This is a genomic window from Cognatundibacterium aquatile (genome assembly GCF_014699135.1).
In the GTDB taxonomy this organism is placed as follows: domain Bacteria; phylum Pseudomonadota; class Gammaproteobacteria; order Burkholderiales; family Burkholderiaceae_D; genus Undibacterium; species Undibacterium aquatile.
On sequence record NZ_JACOFT010000003.1, the window covers coordinates 99,235 to 118,178 of the forward strand.

At 49.5% G+C, this 18,944-nt stretch carries 15 protein-coding genes; 11 read left to right on the top strand and 4 right to left on the bottom strand.

Annotated elements, in window-relative coordinates:
* Positions 1–26: 26 nt before the first annotated feature.
* Positions 27–2,189, bottom strand: a complete 2,163-nt coding sequence (locus H8K26_RS09020; RefSeq protein ID WP_190478984.1) for a S46 family peptidase — start codon at positions 2,187–2,189, stop codon at positions 27–29.
* Positions 2,190–2,441: 252 nt separating this feature from the next.
* Between H8K26_RS09020 and H8K26_RS09025 the strand changes: the two genes are divergently transcribed.
* From H8K26_RS09025 to H8K26_RS09060, 8 genes are all read left to right on the top strand, one after another.
* The gene (locus H8K26_RS09025; protein WP_190478986.1) at positions 2,442–3,251 is read left to right on the top strand and encodes a cytochrome C assembly family protein; all 810 of its coding nucleotides are present in this window, start codon (positions 2,442–2,444) and stop codon (positions 3,249–3,251) included.
* Positions 3,248–3,514, top strand: a complete 267-nt coding sequence (locus H8K26_RS09030; RefSeq protein WP_186897058.1) for a PP0621 family protein — start codon at positions 3,248–3,250, stop codon at positions 3,512–3,514. The genes H8K26_RS09025 and H8K26_RS09030 overlap by 4 nt, the downstream gene beginning before the upstream one ends.
* 20 nt (positions 3,515–3,534) lie before the next feature.
* Positions 3,535–5,313 carry a sensor histidine kinase gene (locus H8K26_RS09035; protein ID WP_190478987.1) on the top strand — a complete coding sequence of 593 codons (1,779 nt, stop codon included), beginning with the start codon at positions 3,535–3,537 and terminating at the stop codon, positions 5,311–5,313.
* The gene (locus tag H8K26_RS09040; protein WP_190478990.1) at positions 5,310–6,749 is read left to right on the top strand and encodes a sigma-54-dependent transcriptional regulator; all 1,440 of its coding nucleotides are present in this window, start codon (positions 5,310–5,312) and stop codon (positions 6,747–6,749) included. Before H8K26_RS09035 ends, H8K26_RS09040 begins: the two co-directional genes overlap by 4 nt.
* A gap of 536 nt (positions 6,750–7,285) precedes the next feature.
* Positions 7,286–10,198: a ribonucleoside-diphosphate reductase subunit alpha gene (locus tag H8K26_RS09045; RefSeq protein WP_190478991.1), complete on the top strand. Its 2,913-nt coding sequence runs from the start codon at positions 7,286–7,288 to the stop codon at positions 10,196–10,198.
* Between the two features lie 148 nt (positions 10,199–10,346).
* Positions 10,347–11,528 carry a ribonucleotide-diphosphate reductase subunit beta gene (locus tag H8K26_RS09050; protein ID WP_190478993.1) on the top strand — a complete coding sequence of 394 codons (1,182 nt, stop codon included), beginning with the start codon at positions 10,347–10,349 and terminating at the stop codon, positions 11,526–11,528.
* A 424-nt stretch (positions 11,529–11,952) separates the two neighbouring features.
* A complete protein-coding gene (locus H8K26_RS09055; protein WP_190478995.1) occupies positions 11,953–12,792 on the top strand; it encodes a hypothetical protein in 840 nt (279 codons plus the stop codon).
* 89 nt (positions 12,793–12,881) lie between these two features.
* Positions 12,882–13,430 carry a YggT family protein gene (locus H8K26_RS09060; protein ID WP_186882836.1) on the top strand — a complete coding sequence of 183 codons (549 nt, stop codon included), beginning with the start codon at positions 12,882–12,884 and terminating at the stop codon, positions 13,428–13,430.
* A gap of 9 nt (positions 13,431–13,439) precedes the next feature.
* On the opposite strand, the gene H8K26_RS09065 is transcribed toward H8K26_RS09060, so the two are convergent.
* A complete protein-coding gene (locus tag H8K26_RS09065; RefSeq protein WP_186882837.1) occupies positions 13,440–14,444 on the bottom strand; it encodes a LacI family DNA-binding transcriptional regulator in 1,005 nt (334 codons plus the stop codon).
* Between the two features lie 87 nt (positions 14,445–14,531).
* Between H8K26_RS09065 and H8K26_RS09070 the strand changes: the two genes are divergently transcribed.
* On the top strand, positions 14,532–15,824 hold the full coding sequence (locus H8K26_RS09070; RefSeq protein WP_190478998.1) for an amidohydrolase family protein: 1,293 nt from the start codon (positions 14,532–14,534) through the stop codon (positions 15,822–15,824).
* An 83-nt stretch (positions 15,825–15,907) separates the two neighbouring features.
* On the opposite strand, the gene hemL is transcribed toward H8K26_RS09070, so the two are convergent.
* Together hemL and thiD are read right to left on the bottom strand one after the other, a co-directional pair.
* Positions 15,908–17,188: a glutamate-1-semialdehyde 2,1-aminomutase gene (gene hemL, locus H8K26_RS09075; RefSeq protein ID WP_190479000.1), complete on the bottom strand. Its 1,281-nt coding sequence runs from the start codon at positions 17,186–17,188 to the stop codon at positions 15,908–15,910.
* A 63-nt stretch (positions 17,189–17,251) separates the two neighbouring features.
* Positions 17,252–18,070, bottom strand: a complete 819-nt coding sequence (gene thiD, locus H8K26_RS09080; protein WP_190479001.1) for a bifunctional hydroxymethylpyrimidine kinase/phosphomethylpyrimidine kinase — start codon at positions 18,068–18,070, stop codon at positions 17,252–17,254.
* Positions 18,071–18,243: 173 nt separating this feature from the next.
* Between thiD and H8K26_RS09085 the strand changes: the two genes are divergently transcribed.
* Together H8K26_RS09085 and H8K26_RS09090 are read left to right on the top strand one after the other, a co-directional pair.
* Positions 18,244–18,396, top strand: coding sequence for a rubredoxin (locus H8K26_RS09085; RefSeq protein ID WP_186883314.1), 153 nt, complete (start codon positions 18,244–18,246; stop codon positions 18,394–18,396).
* 137 nt (positions 18,397–18,533) lie between these two features.
* Positions 18,534–18,935 (top strand): response regulator, encoded by a 402-nt coding sequence (locus tag H8K26_RS09090; protein ID WP_186882841.1) that lies wholly within the window; start codon positions 18,534–18,536, stop codon positions 18,933–18,935.
* Positions 18,936–18,944 lie beyond the last annotated feature (9 nt).

Sequence of the window (18,944 nt, forward strand, 5' to 3'; positions counted from 1 at the left end):
TGGCTTTTGGTGAGAAGTAAGGCGAATTATTCTGCGCCCATTTCCTTGATCAGTTTGTCTGCTTTATCGACATGTTTCATTTGCCATAACATGTAGCGCAGATCGACCTGAATCGAACGTGTATTAGCTTTGTTGTAATCCCAGTCAGAGATGATGGAATCGAGAGTGCCATCAAAGGCCAGACCGATGAATTCACCTTTTGCATTCAGCGCAGCAGAGCCGGAATTACCGCCAGTGATATCGAGTGTTGCCAGATAGGCGAGCGGCACTGCTTTCAACTTAGGATCAACATATTTTCCGAAGTCTTTGGCTTTGATTGCGGCCAGCTGAGCAGCAGGCGCATTGAATTCGCCCTGGCCTGTCGCTTTCGGCGGAATACCGTTGACTGTCGTGAATGCAGACCATGCCAGACCATCGGCTGTGCCGTGATCGCGTCCAGCCACTTTACCGAATGTCACGCGCAATGTGCTGTTCGCATCAGGGTAAACCGCTTGTCCTTTGCTCTTCATGAAGGCGATTTTTGCTTTCATGTAGTTGGCATAGGCTTGTTGGATTTTACCTGCCAGTTCTTCGTCTTCCGCTTCGTGTTTCAGACCGCCTTCATACATTGCTACCGCTGCTTTGATGAAGCTGTCGTTGCTGGTTTTAAAGTCTTCAGGTTTAGCGCTCAGCCAGGCTGCACGCGTCGCTTTATCGCCCAGTTTACTACCGGCATACAAGTTATCCAGCAAGGCTTTCAGGTCAGCTTCGTTCATGCCGTCTTTGATGCCAATTGCCGCATCGAAGTTAGCGCTGCGCTGATCTTTTGGCAGTGCAGCGTATTGGCTCAGACTGTTCAGTACCAGCGCTTTATCGACCTTCTCTACATAGTTGCGCTCAACTGCTTCTACACCAGCTTTAAAGCGTGGCAGGTCGCGGACCTGGAAGCCTGCTTTGCGCTCAGCATCCGGTTTCATCGTTTCATTTGCCAGGCGATACAGACTACGGGCAGTGCTCAGCAGACGCGGATACGAACGGTCGAGGAAAAACTCACGTTTGCCTTGTGCATCGCGCTGAGCGATCAGTTTTTCTACATCCGCAATATCGCTGGCAAATTCTTTTGCGCGGGCCGGATTGCTATTGACCCATGCTTTTAACTCTTCATGCTCTTTGGTTTTGCGGGCAAGAAAATCACTGCCAGCGTAACTGTCGAGCATGCCCTGACGGTTTTTGTAGTAGTTGTTGATACCTGCAACCTGGCTTGCATATTTCAGCTTGGCGTCAGGATCATTGGCGGTTTCTTTAGCGATGATCGCGAGTGACTCGCCGGAAGCTTTGACGAACGCAGGGTAGCTCCAGTCAAATGTGTACGCAACTTCAGATGGCAGACGGTGACGGTTAGTGCGGCCAGGGTAGCCCAGTACCATGACGAAATCGCCTTCAGACAAGCCGTCTTTTGCCAGTTTCAGGTAATGTTTAGGAACGTAAGGAACGTTATCCTTGCTGTAGTCAGCGGCTTTGCCATCCTTGCTGACATATGCGCGGTAGAAACCGTAGTCGCCGGTGTGACGTGGCCACATCCAGTTATCAGTATCACCACCGAATTTGCCGACACCTTCGGCAGGTGCGTGTACCAGACGGACGTCACGGATTTCCATCTGTTTGATCATGTAAAACTCAAGACCGCCATAGTATGGATAGACGTTGCAACGGTGACCGGCATCTTTTTCACATTCGGCAACCAGCGCTTTGGAGTTTTTTTCTATTGCGTCAACGCGCTTTTTGCCTTCCAGTTTCGCAACATCTTTGCTGATAATTTTGTCCGAAACATTGGTCACTTCTTTGGTGACAAAAATACGTGAGCCGGGTGCTGCCGGTAATTCTTCTGCCAGCGTATTTGCCAGGAAACCATTCGCCAGCAGATTGCGCTCAGGCTTGGAGTTGTACGCCACGCTGCCATAGACGCAATGATGGTTGGTTGCAACCAGACCTTGTGGCGAAACAAAAGAAGCCGAACAACCACCGAGACTGACGATTGCGCCCATAGGGAATTCTGTCAGTTTGGTTAAGCTTGCCGGATCCAGTTTTAAGCCGGCGGCTTTCAGCTCTTTAGCTACTTGTGGCAGCTGTTGCGGCATCCACATGCCTTCGTCGGCATAGGCGACAGAGGCTGTGCTCAGAACTGCCAGTGTAATGAGTGTCTTTTTCATGGTTTTATTATTGAAAAGTGAGAAAACGAAGTGAGTCTATCCCTTGGCTCAGTATATGAATACTGGACACAGCGAGTTTAGTCGCGAAAAATTCTGAAAAGTTCAAAATAACCTCTAATTTCTGCAATTAATCCTGATGCGATCGCTTGTTCCGAGATTTTTCGGACATTTCAATTTTCAGCCGGTGTCTGAAATGCAGTCAGTATGCAAGCGAACGTCAATTTTTACGGTGACATGGTGTAAACTTAGCTGATGCAAATCTATTTATCTTTTCTGGTGCTCGTTCTCTATCTGGCCGCTGTTTTTATTCCGTTCCCGCAGCGCATGGTTGGTGCCGGGGTCAGCGTCCTTGCGTGGTTGCTGCATGCTGCCTTATTATGGCTGGCGGTGTTTGCGGATGATGCTTTACGTATCGGTTTTGCGACTATGTTATCGGCGGCGCTATGGGTGACCGTCTCTGTGTATCTGATAGAGAATCGTAATTTTTCACTCGATGGCTTGAAGTTTTTGTTATTTCCGCCTGCAGCAGGATTTTCTATCCTGCCCGTATTTTTTCCGGGTGCAGTGATTGCACTGACAGGGAAAACAGCGATGTTTCCATGGCATGTCAGCATCGCTTTGCTGGCCTACAGCACATTGACTATCGCGGCGTTTCATGCGGCTATCATGAGTCTGCAAGACAAACATTTGCATAAATTGCGTTCACGCACCTTGCAGCCATGGCTGAGCGCGGTGATTGATAAGTTGCCAGCCTTACTGACGATGGAAAAGGTCTTGTTCAGGCTGATTTCTGTCGGATTTGTATTACTCAGCCTGACCGTATTGTCTGGTATCGTATTTTCTGAGCAGGTACTGGGTGTGGCATTTAAGTGGGATCATAAAACCATCTTGTCGTTATTGTCTTGGCTGTTGTTTGCCATCTTGCTGGTGGGGCGCCGGTGGCGCGGCTGGCGTGGAAAAACTGTATTGAATTTCACGTTGTCCGGTTTCCTGACCTTATTGCTGGCGTATGTCGGTAGTCGTTTCGTGCTGGAAGTGGTGTTGCACAGGAGTCTGGTATGAAATTGCTGATGTGGCTGGTATTGGCAGTGTTGGTCATTCTGGCGATACGTAAAAAAGCTAAACCTTTGTCTCAGGACAGCATGCGCAGCCGGAATGCTGAAACGACATCCGATGCGTCGTCATTTGATATGCCGGCGACGGCCGCTGCACCAGTAGAAACCATGGTTTGCTGTGCGCATTGTCAGATTTATTTACCAGCTTCTGAAGCCGTTATCCGGGAGCAGCAAACCTATTGTTCTTCAGCGCACGCTGATTTGCACTAGTTCAGAAATAAGCTGAACCCATGGCAGCGACTTTTTCTGTTTTTCCTGAGCCGACGCCCTCGTTCTGGCGATCTCTGCAAACCCTGAATATTTCCCGGGTAATCATTGCGATCAGTCTTTTGTTGCTGCTCAATTTACGCAGTACCAAAGATATCTGGGTATTTTCCCATGTGTTTGCCATTGATATTTGTACCGCCTACTTAATTTCCAGTCTGGGCTTTACGATACTCAAAGTTGTACACACGCGGCATTTCATTTTGCAACTGCTGTCGCAGATTACGCTCGATATCATTATTATTTCCTTGCTTTATCTCGGTTCCGGCGGCGGGCGTGGAGGCTTCAATATCTTATTTTTGTTTCCTCTGGCAGGCGTTTCAATTCTGGCGCCTTTATTGTGGGCTTTCTTTTTCTGTTCGCTTGTCAGTTTGTTGTTGTTGAGTGAAGGGATGTACCGTTCCCTTGAGTTAGATGATGGCAGTCTGGTTTCTCAGGCCGGTTTATTCGGCGCATCCTATTTTGCTGTGGTGTACGTGGTGAATCGTCTCGCGAGCAATCTTATCCGCCAGGAGCAACTCGCGGCACTGCGAGGAAATGAATTAGTGATGCAGCAGGCAATTAATCGTCTGGTGATCGCGGATATGGATGACGGAATACTGGTGCTTGATCATTCCGGGCGCATGTTTGAAATGAATCCGGCCGCAGAACGTATGCTCGGGGGAAATCTCAAGAAAGGCATGATTGGCGTCAAATTGGCAGATGTCATCGCTTTGCGTCCTATGGTAGACACCTTGGCTGATATCCAGATCCGCAATGCGGGTAAGACGCCCAGAGAATTGGAAGATGAGATTTCATTTGTTTCTATTCCCTGCTACCTGGATGAAAGTAACGGGAGTGTTTCCGGCTCAGCGATACCGCGCTCAGGTTTTGAACACAGCAGTTTTGGTTTCAGATCAGAACGACCGCATTTTGTCACGCATCTGAAATTGCGGATGATTATCGTCAAGGATGCGAATGAAACTGGTCTGCAGGCATCTGCGAATGATTACACCGTTATTTTTATGCAGGATGTGTCGGATATTGAGAATCATGCGCAGCAATTGAAACTGGCATCGATGGGACGTCTGACCGCCAGCATTGCGCACGAAGTCAGAAATCCGCTGTCGTCCATTTCTTATGCGGCGTCCTTGTTGAACGAAGATATTGCTCACATTGAGGACAATAAAGAGCAGGCCAAACGCCTCTTAAAAATTGTTGACGATAATGTCGGACGCTTAAATCAGTTGATCGAAGATATTCTGAAACTCTCACGTAAGGCGCGCAATGATGTGGAGCCTTATTTCCTGATGCCGCTGGTGCGCCAGTGCGTGCAGGATTTCGTCGAGATAAAACAAGTCGCCCCCGATCTGATCGCCGTTGCTCATGAAGTAGATTTCAAAGTCAGCTTCGATCCTGGTCATTTGACTGAAATCGTTTCAAACTTGCTGTCGAATGCAATCCGGTATGCGAGCGGTCGCTCTGGCAGCATTCGTTTGTATGCCATGGTAAATCCTGGCGGCCGGCAGGAGTTGCATATTCAGGATGACGGTCCCGCTATCAGTTTTGAAGTCCGTGCGCATTTATTCGAACCTTTTTATACGACATCGCGGATGGGAACTGGTCTGGGCTTGTATATGGCGCGGGAATTATGCCTGAATAACAAAGCCTTGCTAGATTATGAATATCGTGTCGATCACAGCGATGCTGAAGACAGTGAGCCTAAGGGGCGTTTCGTGATTAATTTTTCTGGATTGAACGCATGAGCAACACTAGCGGCAACACTTGTCCACGCATCCTGGTGGTGGATGATGAGGCGCATTTGCGCGAGTTGTTAGAGATCACGCTGATTAAAATGGGGCTGGATGTTGATAGCGCCGAAAATCTGGATATTGCCAGAACGCTGCTAGCCAAAAACTGCTATTCGTTGGTGTTGACCGACATGCGTTTGCCCGATGGTTCGGGAATGGAGTTAGTTGAAGAGGTTAATCTTCATTATAAAAATACCCCGATCGCGGTGATTACAGCCTTTGGCAGCACCGATAATGCGGTGATTGCCCTGAAGGCCGGGGCGTTTGATTATGTATCCAAGCCTGTGGCTCTTGATCATTTACGCAAACTGGTGCGTTCTGCGCTGGAAATAAATTTGGTCAATGCGGAATCCGAAGTGGCCTCCGATGTCTGTGAAATGACGCCAGCCTCGTTTCTGATTGGCTCATCGCCAGGTATGCAGGACGTCCGGGCACAAATCAGTCGTCTGGCGCGTAGTATGGCACCGGTCATTATTACCGGGGAGTCTGGTAGCGGTAAGGAACTGGCAGCGCGTGAAATTCACACATCCAGTTCGCGCGCTGGCAAGCCGTTTATTGCGGTTAATTGCGGGGCAATTCCTGAGACGTTAATGGAAGCGGAATTTTTCGGTTATCGTAAAGGTGCTTTTACCGGGGCCGCAGATGATCGTGAAGGATTTTTTCAGGCGGCGAATGGCGGCACGCTGATGCTGGATGAGGTCGCCGATTTGCCGCTCGCGATGCAGGTAAAGTTGTTGCGGGCAATTCAGGAGCGCCGTATTCGCAAAGTCGGCGCAACACTGGAAGAGTCCGTGGATGTCAGGATTATCAGTGCAACCCATCAGAATCTGAGTACTTGTGTAGACGAAGGGCGATTCCGGCAGGACTTGTATTACCGCTTAAATGTCATTGAGCTGCACTTGCCGCCGTTGCGTGAGCGTCTTGACGACATTGCCGATTTATCTGCTGCGATATTACGTAAGCTCGCTGGCGGTGATGTCACCTTGTCGCCAGCAGCATTGCAAGCTTTACGTGCTTATGATTTCCCCGGCAATGTCCGTGAACTGGAAAACATACTCGAGCGGGCACTCGCGTTTGCCAACGATGGTTGTATACAAGTGGCCGATCTGGCCTTACGCAATCATAAAAAACTACCAACGGAACAGCATGTTGATGATGTTGTGCAGCCTGAGCAGATCGTTACTGAGGCTATATCAACGAAAGATGAAGACGTTTTTTCTCCCCCGGCGCTTCCTTGTTCCTTGCCTGAGTATCTGGAGAATATCGAACGCGAAATGATTATGCGGGCTTTGGAGCAGACCCGGCATAACCGGACCCAGGCGGCGGAGCTGCTCGGCGTCAGCTTCAGGCAGTTGCGTTACCAGATACAGAAATTAAAAATTCAGGATTAGTTTTTCCGGGAATTCAATTGGCGCTTGTGCGTCCGCTTTCACGCCGACGAAAGTATTGCCAGCATGTTGCCAGTGTCACTTTGCTTGCGCCCTAAGATCTGCTTCGCCTCGTTGCAGTCTTGTTGATAATGATGCTGAAAACCGATAGATAAAGATCCTGTAAGCGGTGTGACTATTTTCTGTTAGCACTCACTTACTCAGCTTGCTGCAGATTTCTGATCATCTGCGAAAGTCAATCGCCTGCACAAAAAAATTACTGAAAAATTAGCAAATAAAGCGGTTGCACACCTTAGCATCGGGTACTAGAATTAGGGCTATAAATTATTTGTGCACTATATATAGTAGTTTTTCTTGTTTTACCTTTCTTGCTTCACATTCCCCTTTTTCGCAGCAATTGATTTAAAAATGAAGAAATAACACGGCCGTTTTCCGTGTAAAGCTAGTTTGTAATAAGGCGCAACATTCAGTTAACCCGAGCGTTTCATGATCGTCTGAGGTCATGAGCGACTCAAGATATCACCGACTCTGGAGGTTCAATGCACTCTTCAATGGAAACATCAACGCCATCTCATTCCGATCTAAGCTCCGCAAGCGGCAACGCCGTTCAGGCGAGTGCTGGCAGCGGATACAGCGAGCACCGGGTTATTCGCCGGAATGGTGCCGTAGTTGGTTTTGAGCCGCAAAAAATTGCGATCGCGATGACGAAGGCTTTCCTTGCTGTCAACGGTGGTCAAGGCGCAGCCTCTGCCCGTATTCGTGAACTCGTTGAGCAACTGACTTCGATGGTTGTTGCGGCATTGCTGCGCAGACAGCCAACCGGCGGCACGTTTCATATTGAAGATATTCAGGATCAGGTTGAACTGGCGCTGATGCGTTCCGGTGAGCATGATGTTGCCCGTTCTTATGTTTTGTATCGTGCAAAACATCAGGAGGAACGCCGCTTGCAACGCGAAGCGCAACAAGCCTCACAGGCAAAACTGCCGCAAATCCATGTGGTTATTGACGGTGAAAAAGTCATCCTCGACATTGAAAAAGTTCGTGCCCTTATTACTGCTGCCTGCGTTGGTCTCGACAAACTGGCGGATGCAGAAGCGATCCTGACTGAAACATTGAAGAACTTGTACGACGGCGTGCCTGTCGAGGAATTGCATAAATCAGCGATTCTGGCTGCGCGCGCTTTGATGGAAAAAGAACCAGCCTATAGCCAGGTGACTTCCCGCTTGCTGTTGCACACAGTGCGTAAAGAAGTCTTTGGCAAAGAGGTGGCTCAGCAGGATGCTGCAGCTGAATACATTACCTATTTCCCGCAATTTATCCAGAAAGGTATTGCTGCCGAATTACTGGATACAAAATTGGCGGAATTTGATCTGGACCGTCTGGCAAAAGCACTGGTCGCTGACCGCGATCTGCAATTCAGCTATATCGGTTTGCAGACTTTGTATGACCGTTATTTCCTGCATGTCCGCGGCACCCGTATTGAAATGCCGCAGGCATTTTATATGCGCGTGGCGATGGGTCTGGCGTTGGAAGAAAAAGATCGAAATGCGCGCGCCATCGAGTTCTATCACCTGTTGTCCAGCTTTGATTTCATGAGCTCGACGCCGACACTATTTAACTCCGGCACACAACGTTCGCAATTGTCGTCCTGCTACCTGACTACGGTCTCTGATGATCTGGCCGGTATTTATGACGCGCTCAAAGAAAACGCTTTGCTGGCGAAATATGCCGGTGGTCTGGGTAATGACTGGACACCGGTACGCTCACTGGGCGCGCACATCAAAGGCACGAATGGTAAATCCCAGGGTGTGGTGCCGTTCCTGAAAGTGGTCAACGATACTGCGGTTGCGGTCAATCAGGGTGGTAAACGTAAAGGTGCAGTCTGCGCGTACCTTGAAACCTGGCATATGGATATCGAGGAATTCCTTGATCTGCGTAAGAACACTGGCGATGACCGCCGCCGTACGCATGACATGAATACCGCCAACTGGATTCCTGATCTGTTCATGAAGCGCGTGATGGAAAAAGGAGAGTGGACCCTGTTCTCTCCATCGGATGTGCCGGATCTGCATGATAAATTCGGTAAGGCATTTGAAAGTGCTTACCTCGCTTACGAAGCCAAAGCGGCTTCCGGGGAAATCGAATTGTCCAAGAAAATCCCGGCACTCGACCTCTGGCGCAAAATGCTGTCCATGTTGTTTGAAACAGGACATCCATGGATCACGTTCAAAGATCCTTGCAATATCCGCAGCCCGCAGCAGCATGTAGGCGTGGTGCACTCGTCGAATCTGTGTACCGAGATCACGCTCAACACTAACGAAAGCGAAATCGCCGTATGTAATCTGGGCTCGGTTAACCTGCCAGCGCACATGAAGAATGGCAAGCTCGATCACGTCAAACTGCAAAAAACGATCCGTACCGCGATGCGTATGCTGGATAACGTGATTGATATTAACTACTATGCCGTACAAAAAGCACGCGATTCCAATCTGCGTCACCGTCCGGTCGGCATGGGTATCATGGGCTTCCAGGATTGCCTGCACATGATGCGCGTGCCTTATGCATCGAATGAAGCGGTGCAGTTTGCTGACACCTCGATGGAAGCCGTGTGTTACTACGCTTATCTGGCATCGACTGAGCTGGCGGAAGAACGTGGCACTTACAGCTCTTATCAAGGTTCGTTGTGGGATAGAGGTATTCTGCCGCAAGACTCGTTGAAGTTGTTGGCGGAAGAGCGTGGTGGTTATCTGGAAGCAGATTTTAGCGAAACCATGGACTGGACTGTGGTGCGTGATCGCATCAAACAATTTGGTATGCGCAATTCAAACTGCGTTGCGATTGCGCCGACAGCAACGATTTCTAACATCATCGGCGTCTCAGCCTGTATCGAGCCGACCTATCAGAATTTGTATGTGAAATCGAACTTGTCCGGCGAGTTTACTGAAATTAACGAACACCTGGTGCGCGATCTGAAATTGCGTGGCTTGTGGGATGAGGTGATGATCGCTGACCTGAAATATTTTGATGGCAGCTTGGCTCGCATTGATCGTATTCCACAAGATTTGCGCGAACTGTATGCGACTGCGTTTGAGATCAGCCCGTCGTGGCTGGTCGAAGCGGCTTCACGTCGTCAGAAATGGATAGATCAGGCGCAATCCCTGAATATCTATATGGCAGGCGCATCCGGTAAAAAACTGGACGAGACCTACAAACTGGCCTGGTTACGTGGTCTGAAAACGACGTATTACTTGCGTACGATTGGCGCGACGCATACCGAAAAATCGACATCGAAAACTGGTGCGTTGAATGCGGTTGCGGTAGATGGCGGTGCGGGTGCATTCAGCGCAGCACCGGTTGCGGCAGCTCCAGCAGTTGCTCCTGAGGCGGAAGGTGCAGCTTGCTACCTTCGTCCAGGTGACCCAGGTTTTGAAGAGTGCGAAGCTTGTCAGTAATGCTGTCGGCTTTCAGGCAGTAACTGACAGAAATACAGAACTAATCAATTGAATTTTCAGCGAACGGTGTGAGCTATCCGTCGTTCGCAATGTCCGGCACATTTTTGCTTATGCGCAAAGATAAAGTGTCATCTTGTAAGGAATAAAAATGTTATCTTGGGACGATGAAGCCACACCAGCAGCACCTGTAGCGCCATCAACTGTGCGGCCAGCAGGCAGCGATGTACAAGCTGGTCTGCAATTACAGGAAGTTGCGCTAAACCCAGCGTTGGTAAAAAACACCGAATCAGCGGCGAGTGCAGAAGATATCGCGCGTCGTGTGAATGCTGCCGACAAACGTATTATCAATGGACAGACAGACGTTAACCAGTTGGTGCCATTCAAATACAAGTGGGCATGGGATAAATATCTGGCTGGTTGTGCGAATCACTGGATGCCGCAGGAAATCAATATGCAACGCGATATTGAATTGTGGAAAAATCCAAATGGACTGACTGATGATGAGCGTCGTTTGGTGACACGTAATCTCGGTTTCTTCGTGACTGCAGATTCTCTGGCGGCAAACAATATTGTGTTGGGTACCTACCGTCACATTACTGCGCCGGAATGCCGTCAGTATTTGCTGCGTCAGGCATTTGAAGAAGCGATTCATACTCACGCGTATCAATATATCGTTGAATCACTGGGTTTGGATGAAGGCGAAATTTTTAACGCTTATAACGAAATCGAATCCATCCGTGACAAAGATCAGTTTCTGATTCCATTCATCGATGTGTTGACGAACCCTGAATTTAAAACAGGTACGACTGAAGCGGATCAGACATTGCTGCGTTCGCTGATTGTCTTTGCGTGTCTGATGGAAGGGCTGTTTTTCTATGTTGGATTTACGCAGATTCTGGCGCTGGGTCGTCAAAATAAAATGATGGGTGCAGCTGAACAGTATCAATACATTTTGCGCGACGAATCGATGCACTGCAATTTCGGTATCGATTTGATCAATACGATTAAGATGGAAAATCCGCATTTGTGGACAGCGGAATTCAGAGGTGAAATTAAATCGTTGTTTTTGCGCGCGGTGGAGTTGGAATATCGCTACGCAGAGGATACAATGCCGCGTGGAGTGCTTGGATTAAATGCGCCGATGTTCAAAGGATATTTACGCTTCATCGCAAATCGCAGAGCACAACAAATTGGTCTTGATGTTTTGTTCCCTCAGGAAGAAAATCCTTTCCCGTGGATGAGTGAAATGATAGACCTGAAAAAAGAGCGCAACTTTTTTGAAACGCGCGTGATTGAGTATCAAACAGGCGGAGCCCTCAATTGGGAGTAGCTGCTGAATAAGCGCCCCGGCCTCCTGAAAAGGGATACTCAAGGTTTGCACGAGATGTAAAACTCGAGAGGCCTCACCAAACTGAATGGACAGTCAAAGATTAAATTACTTGTACTGTTAGTGCCGCAATACCTGGCGAAATCGGGTATTGCGGTTTTTGGCTTTGTGCCTTGAGTTCTGTAACTAATATTGACGTACGCAGGTAGTGCGGGCGTTGCAGATCGATCGCTTCAGACGACGATCGCAGAGCGAAAGTTTGATGGCTGAAGTGCTGCATCATCGAGGGCATGCAGCAGTTCAGCCGGTGCCGAATTCATTAGCGCAAACATCGTTTATGTTTGTGCCCATGAATAATCCGCTTGAAAGGATAGAGCGGATTTAATTTTTATCCGATTTTTTCCATCTCTATCGAAGGAGAAACAAAATGGCAACAGCACCAAAAACGGCAGCGGGCGATTCCGCCTCTGCGAAAAAGACGACTGCTAAAAAAGCTGTCGCAAAAAAAGTAGCAGCGAAACCGGCAGTAAAAGCAGCTGCAAAGCCAGCAGCAAAAGCAGCGGCCAAACCAGTAGCGAAGAAAGCCGTCGCTAAAGTAGCAGCGAAACCAGCAGCGAAAAAAGTAGCAGCGAAACCAGCAGCAAAAGCGGCGGCCAAACCAGTAGCGAAGAAAGCCGTCGCTAAAGTGGCAGCGAAGCCAGCAGCGAAAAAAGTAGCAGCGAAACCGGCAGTAAAAGCAGCTGCAAAGCCAGCAGCAAAAGCAGCGGCCAAACCAGTAGCGAAGAAAGCCGTCGCTAAAGTAGCAGCGAAACCAGCAGCGAAAAAAGTAGCAGCGAAACCAGCAGCAAAAGCGGCGGCCAAACCAGTAGCGAAGAAAGCCGTCGCTAAAGTGGCAGCGAAGCCAGCAGCGAAAAAAGTAGCAGCGAAACCAGCAGCAAAAGCAGCGGCCAAACCAGCAGCGAAGAAAGCCGTCGCTAAAGTGGCAGCGAAGCCAGCAGCGAAAAAAGTAGCAGCGAAGCCAGCAGCAAAAGCAGCGGCCAAACCAGTAGCGAAGAAAGTCGTCGCTAAAGTGGCAGCGAAGCCAGCAGCGAAAAAAGTAGCAGCGAAGCCAGCAGCAAAAGCAGCGGCTAAACCTGCCGCTAAACCAACTGCAAAAAAAGTAGCGGCAAAAAAGGCTGCTCCAGCGAAGCCAGCGACTCCTGATGCAAAAACGGTCGTTAGCCCGAATGCTGCGTGGCCATTCCCAACTGGCAATCGTCCAGCGTAATTTTGTGCTACTTGGTTGCCTGACCTTATTCAGGCACAATACCCACTCTGTGATGATTCACCTGGTGGGTTTTTTTTTGAGGATAACTTGTGCTGCATGGAATTTTTACCTTCGTCATCGATATCCTGACTGGTTTTTTTGCCGGCTTTTTGCTGTTACGTTTCTGGATGCAAGTGCAACGGGTTCGTCCCCCTGCTGGTTTAGCACAGGCGATTTTTCAGATCACAGATTGGCTGGTACATCCGATACGACGTGTCGTTCCGGGATTTCGTGGCTACGATTGGGCAACGATGGTCGGCGTTTTTCTGACCGCGTTGTTGTCGATGGTATTGGATTTCTGGTTGTTATCCGAAGTCTCATTCAGTGCGATTTTGCTGCTCACAGTATTTCGTGTGTTGCAGTGGGTACTGTATGGTTTGATGGCTCTGCTGGTGCTTGAGGCAATTTTCAGCTGGGTGAATCCACATGCGCCATTGGCACCCTTTATCCGAGCGTTGAATGAGCCCTTGTTGTCACCGTTCCGCAAGGTATTGCCTGCATTGGGCGGTCTCGATTTTTCGCCCTTGCTGGTGTTGATTTTATTGCAGATATTGAGCCGGGTGCTCAATGAGTTGATGCCTCGCTTGTTGATGCTGTAACCGGATATCTTAGTTTTCCGGTCTGGCGGTCGATTGACGGATAATCAGCTGCGACCTCAGCATTTCCCGTCGTAACGGAAGGGTAGGATTCGTAATTCTGGCGACCAGAACCTGCGCGGTGAGTTGTCCTATATCGTGTTTCGGTTGTGCGATGGTCGTCAATGGTGGCGTGCTGAATGAGGCCAGTGCAATATCGTCGTAGCCGATGACAGACAGCTGTTGCGGTATTTTTACTCCTGCTTCATTTGCTGCACAGATGCCGCCGATGGCCATCAGATCATTGCTGACAAAAATCGCCGTCGGTCTTTCAGGTAAAGCCAGTAACTGTTTAAATGCATTAAATCCGCCCTGGCTGGTAAAGTCGCTATGGATCAGATATTCAGTGCGGAATTCCAGCTTTGCTTCGGCTAAAGCGCGTAAATAACCTGTGACCCGACCACCGCTCGGCAGCAGCGTGTCCGGCCCGGCAACACAGGCGATCCGGCGATGTCCTAATCCTATCAGATAGCGGGTCGCATCATAGCCGCCCTGTACGTGATCCGCTTCAATTAAATCTGCCGCAACGCCTGCCACTTCACGGTCAACCAACACTTTCGGGATGCCTTCATCGGCCAGTAGTTTTGTTAATTCTTCGTCGGATCCTGATGGCACCAGAATCAGGCCATCGATACGTTTTTCCATCAGTACGCGGATATACGCTGCCTGCCTTTTCGGATCATCATCAGAATTGCACAAAATAATGTTGTAGCCGAGTTTGAATGACGCATCTTCTATGCCCTGGATCACTTCGGCAAAATAGGGATTCGAATTATTCGGAATCATCATGCCGAGAGTATGGGTCCGGTCATTTTTTAAACTGCGTGCAACGGCGCTGGGGATGTAGCGTAATTCTTTGATGACAGAGAGAACACGTTCACGGGCATCATCGCTGACAACCCGGGTATTATTGATTACATGCGAAACGGTAGTCGTTGATACGCGCGCTTTTTCCGCGACCTGCTTCATTGTTGCCATAAAAATTCCTGCTTTTCGATGATGAGATTATGACGCAGGATAGCGGTAGCGTTTAAAATTTTTGCAAACATCCAGAAAGGGTTTCACATGCATGATCTGATGATCCGGAATGCTCATTTGCCTGATGGGCGCAGCGGTGTCGATATTCTTGTGCGGCAGGGCAGGATAGAAGTGATAGCGGAACGCTTACCGAAGATAAGTATTCCTGAAATTGATGCAAACGGGGATTTGCTCAGCACACCGTTTGTTGACGCGCATTTCCACATGGATGCGGTGCTTTCATATGGTTTGCCACGCGTGAATCAGTCAGGGACGCTGCTGGAAGGGATTGCATTGTGGGGCGAACTCAAGCCGACGCTGACGCAGGAAGCGCTGATTGCCAGAGCAATCGAATATTGCGACTGGGCGATTGCCAAAGGCTTGCTGGCGATACGTACCCATGTCGATATTTGCGACGATCGTTTGCTGGCGGCCGAAGCTTTACTGGAGGTGAAGCGGCAGGTGGCACCGTATATCGATTTGCAGTTAGTGGCATTTCCGCAGGATGGCTTGTTACGTAGCCCGACTGCATTCGACAATCTGAAACGCGCGATTGCGATGGGTGTGGATGTGGTCGGTGGCATTCCGCATTTTGAGCGGACGATGGCGGAGGGTGCTGAATCGGTACGCCTGTTATGTGAGTTCGCCGCAGAAAAAGGTCTGCGCGTTGATATGCATTGCGACGAATCCGATGATCCCTTGTCACGTCATATAGAAACGCTGGCCTTTCATACTCAGCGCCTCGGTTTGCATCATCGGGTGACAGGATCGCATCTGACATCAATGCATTCGATGGATAACTACTATGTCAGTAAGTTGTTGCCGCTGATGCGTGAAGCAGGTGTCGCTGCCATTGCCAATCCCTTGATTAATATTACTTTGCAAGGCCGTCACGATACTTACCCGAAACGTCGCGGCATGACGCGGGTGCCGGAAATGCTGGCGGCGGGAATCGATGTGGCTTTCGGACATGATTGCGTGATGGATCCTTGGTATAGCCTGGGGTCTGGTGACATGCTGGAAGTGGCGAGCATGGGCTTGCATGTTGCACAGATGACCGGCCAGCAGGCAATGCGGCAGTGTTTTGATGCCGTGACTAAAACGCCCGCCAAAATCATGGGGCTGGAAGGCTATGGTTTGCAGCCGGGTTGCTTTGCTGATTTCGTTATTCTTGATGCTGCCAGCAGTATCGAGGCATTACGTTTGCGTCCGGTGCGACGCTACGTGATTAAACGCGGCCAGATCATCAGTGAAACACCAAAACAGGAAGCACTGCTGCATTTATCCGGCAAAGAAACGCGGGTGAGTTTCAGAAGGCAAGGGGATGGAAAAGGCGCGTAAAAAAGGAAGGGAAAAACAGGACTCTGAATATTCACGCGGCTGACAGGCTATTTTTGCGCTGTCAGCCGCGTAAATATTAGGAGTTACAGTTTTGAAAATGCCTGTTTTGCTGCTGCTATCGTCGTCTCAATAATCGCGTCGTCATGCGCGATCGAAACGAAGCCGGCTTCAAAAGCCGATGGTGCGAGATACACGCCAGCATCCAGCATCAGATGGAAGAAACGGTTAAATTTATCTTTGTCCGTTGCCATCATGGCTGCATAGGAGTCGGGAATCTGCGCGGCGAAATACAGGCCAAACATGCCGCCGACCGCATCGGCACAGAAGTCAAATCCTGCCTGTTGTCCTGCTGCAGTCAGGCCATCCGCGAGTTTGCGGGTTTGTGCCGTCAATTGCTCGTAAAAGCCAGGTTGCTGGATGATCTTCAATGTTGTCATGCCTGCTGCGACGGCGACTGGGTTGCCTGACAAAGTCCCCGCCTGATAGACGCCGCCGAGCGGTGCCATGTGCGCCATGAGATCGGCGCGCCCGCCAAATGCCGCGACCGGCAAGCCGCCACCGATGACCTTGCCCATACAGACTAGATCGGCCTGTATTCCGAACAAGGCTTGCGCACCCTGCAGTCCGACGCGGAAGCCGCACATCACCTCGTCAAAAATCAGCACACTGCCATGCGCAGTACAAAGGCGGCGCATGGTTTGCAGGAATTCTGGGGTGGCACGGATCAGATTCATATTGCCCGCAACCGGCTCAACGATAATGCAGGCGATCTGATCACCGATTGATTGGAATACGTCTTCCAATTGCTGGCTGTTGTTATAGTCGAGCACCAGCGTATGTTTGCTGAAATCTTCCGGAACGCCAGCGGATGTCGGGTTGCCGAAAGTCAGCAAGCCGCTGCCAGCCTTCACTAACAACGAATCGGCGTGGCCGTGGTAGCAACCCTCGAATTTAATAATTTTGTCGCGTTTAGTCGCGCCGCGGGCGAGGCGCAAGGCGCTCATCGTCGCTTCTGTTCCACTCGATACCAGGCGGATTTGTTCTACCCCTGGAACGATGTGGCAGATTTCTTCTGCCATCAGCACTTCGCCTTCCGTCGGCGCGCCAAAACTCAGTCCGCGGGCAGCGGCTTCCTGAACGGCTTGCACCACATCTGGGTGTGCATGGCCGACAATCGCTGGTCCCCAGGAACCGATATAGTCGATGTAACGCTGATCTTCTGCATCCCAGAAGTAGGCGCCTTCAGCGCGGGTGATAAAGCGCGGCGTGCCGCCGACAGAGCGAAAAGCTCTGACTGGAGAATTGACGCCACCGGGAGTCGTTTTTTGTGCGCGTGCAAACAGGGTTTCGTTTTTATTCGTCATGATAGAAAGGGTAATTGATTCGGATGATGTTGCCGCTGGATGATGTATTCATGCAGCGTATATTCAGTGTTCAGGTTCTCTCGCCCAGAAATAGCGGTCAGGAATCAGTTTCCCCATCCCTAACTGCTGCGCGTGGCTCACGGCTGCCATGGTAAATTCCTGTGCTTCCATTACTGCCTCGGGAATTTCAAGACCTGTTGCCAGTAAGGCTGTAATTGCAGCCGAGAGCGTTGACCCGGCTCCGGCATGAGAACCAGAGACACGCTGCCAGACGTCTCTTCTGACGATGCCAGATTCGCTGAACAGCGTATTCGCGACTTCTCCGCTGTTGCACGGTGTTCCGGTGACAAAAACATATTCACAGCCGGAATCAATTAACGCCATGGCATCTGCTGTTAAGTCTTCCGGTTCTGCATTTTCCTTCCAGGTTTCTGCCAGGCGTGACAGTTCCACCGCTGAAATGAGTAATAACGTCGCTTGCGGGATTAATAATTCTCGTATAGATAAGGTCAGATCTTCCGCATCGGGAATGTGATCCGTGATGGCGGTATTAAATGGATCCAGAATCAAGGGCATTTCTGGATAATCGGAGACGATCTCGGCAATGGTCGTGACGTTATCCACACTACCGACCTGGCCAACTTTAATCGTGAGCACAGGCATATCTTCCAGTACAGTTCTGGCCTGTTCGTCAATCAGATCCGCATCCAGAGGATGGATACCGTCGATCTGTGACGTGTCGCCGGTGAGTATGGCGGTCACAACCGGTAATCCGTGGCAGCCCATTGCGGCAAATGATGCCAGATCTGCAAATAGTCCCGTTGCACCGACCGGATCAGATGCGCCGAAACTAAGAATAATGGGAGAAATTTGGTTTTGCACGTTTGGTAGATTAATATAGGCAACCTTAACGAGCCAGGGATGGTTCGAAAAAGAAAAATTACACAGGAATGCAAGCTTTTGTAATTTTATGCGTGATATTTAATATTTTACTTGATTGAAGGATTTTAGTCGTGAGTGATAGTGCTGGCGAAAAGCCACAGTATAAAACATGGATGTGTCTGATTTGTGGCTGGGTTTATGATGAAGAACAAGGTTCCCCCGAAGATGGCATTCCTGCTGGCACTTTATGGGATGATGTACCCATGAACTGGACTTGTCCTGAATGTGGTGCTCGTAAAGAAGATTTTGAAATGACAGCAATTTGATAGGAATGTGTCTTTTAGACTATAAAAGTGTGTCTTTTTGGCGATACGGAATGTTTATTCCAGGGAAATAAACGCCAGATCGAAATTTTTTTTGTTAAAGTGGTAGCTTGCTATTTTTCTGTCGGGAAGATGATTTTATGTCAGCGTTGGCAAGCAATGAAAACTTGAAAATCATGGTGATTGACGATAGCAGTACGATACGTCGATCGGCAGAGATATTCCTCGGACAAGCTGGTTATACAATCGTCTTGGCGGAGGATGGCTTTGACGCACTCGCAAAGATTAACGATTCTCATCCTGACCTGATTTTTTGCGATATTCTGATGCCAAGGCTGGATGGTTATCAAACCTGCGCTTTGATAAAGAAAAGTGTCAAATTCAGGGATACACCTGTCATTATGTTATCTTCCAAGGATGGATTGTTTGACAGAGCGCGCGGCGCCATGGTCGGTTCTGATGAATATCTGACCAAGCCTTTTACAAAAGATAGTCTTTTGAGAACTGTGCGGAATTACACGTCCGATACACAGGAAAAATAATTCAGTTTT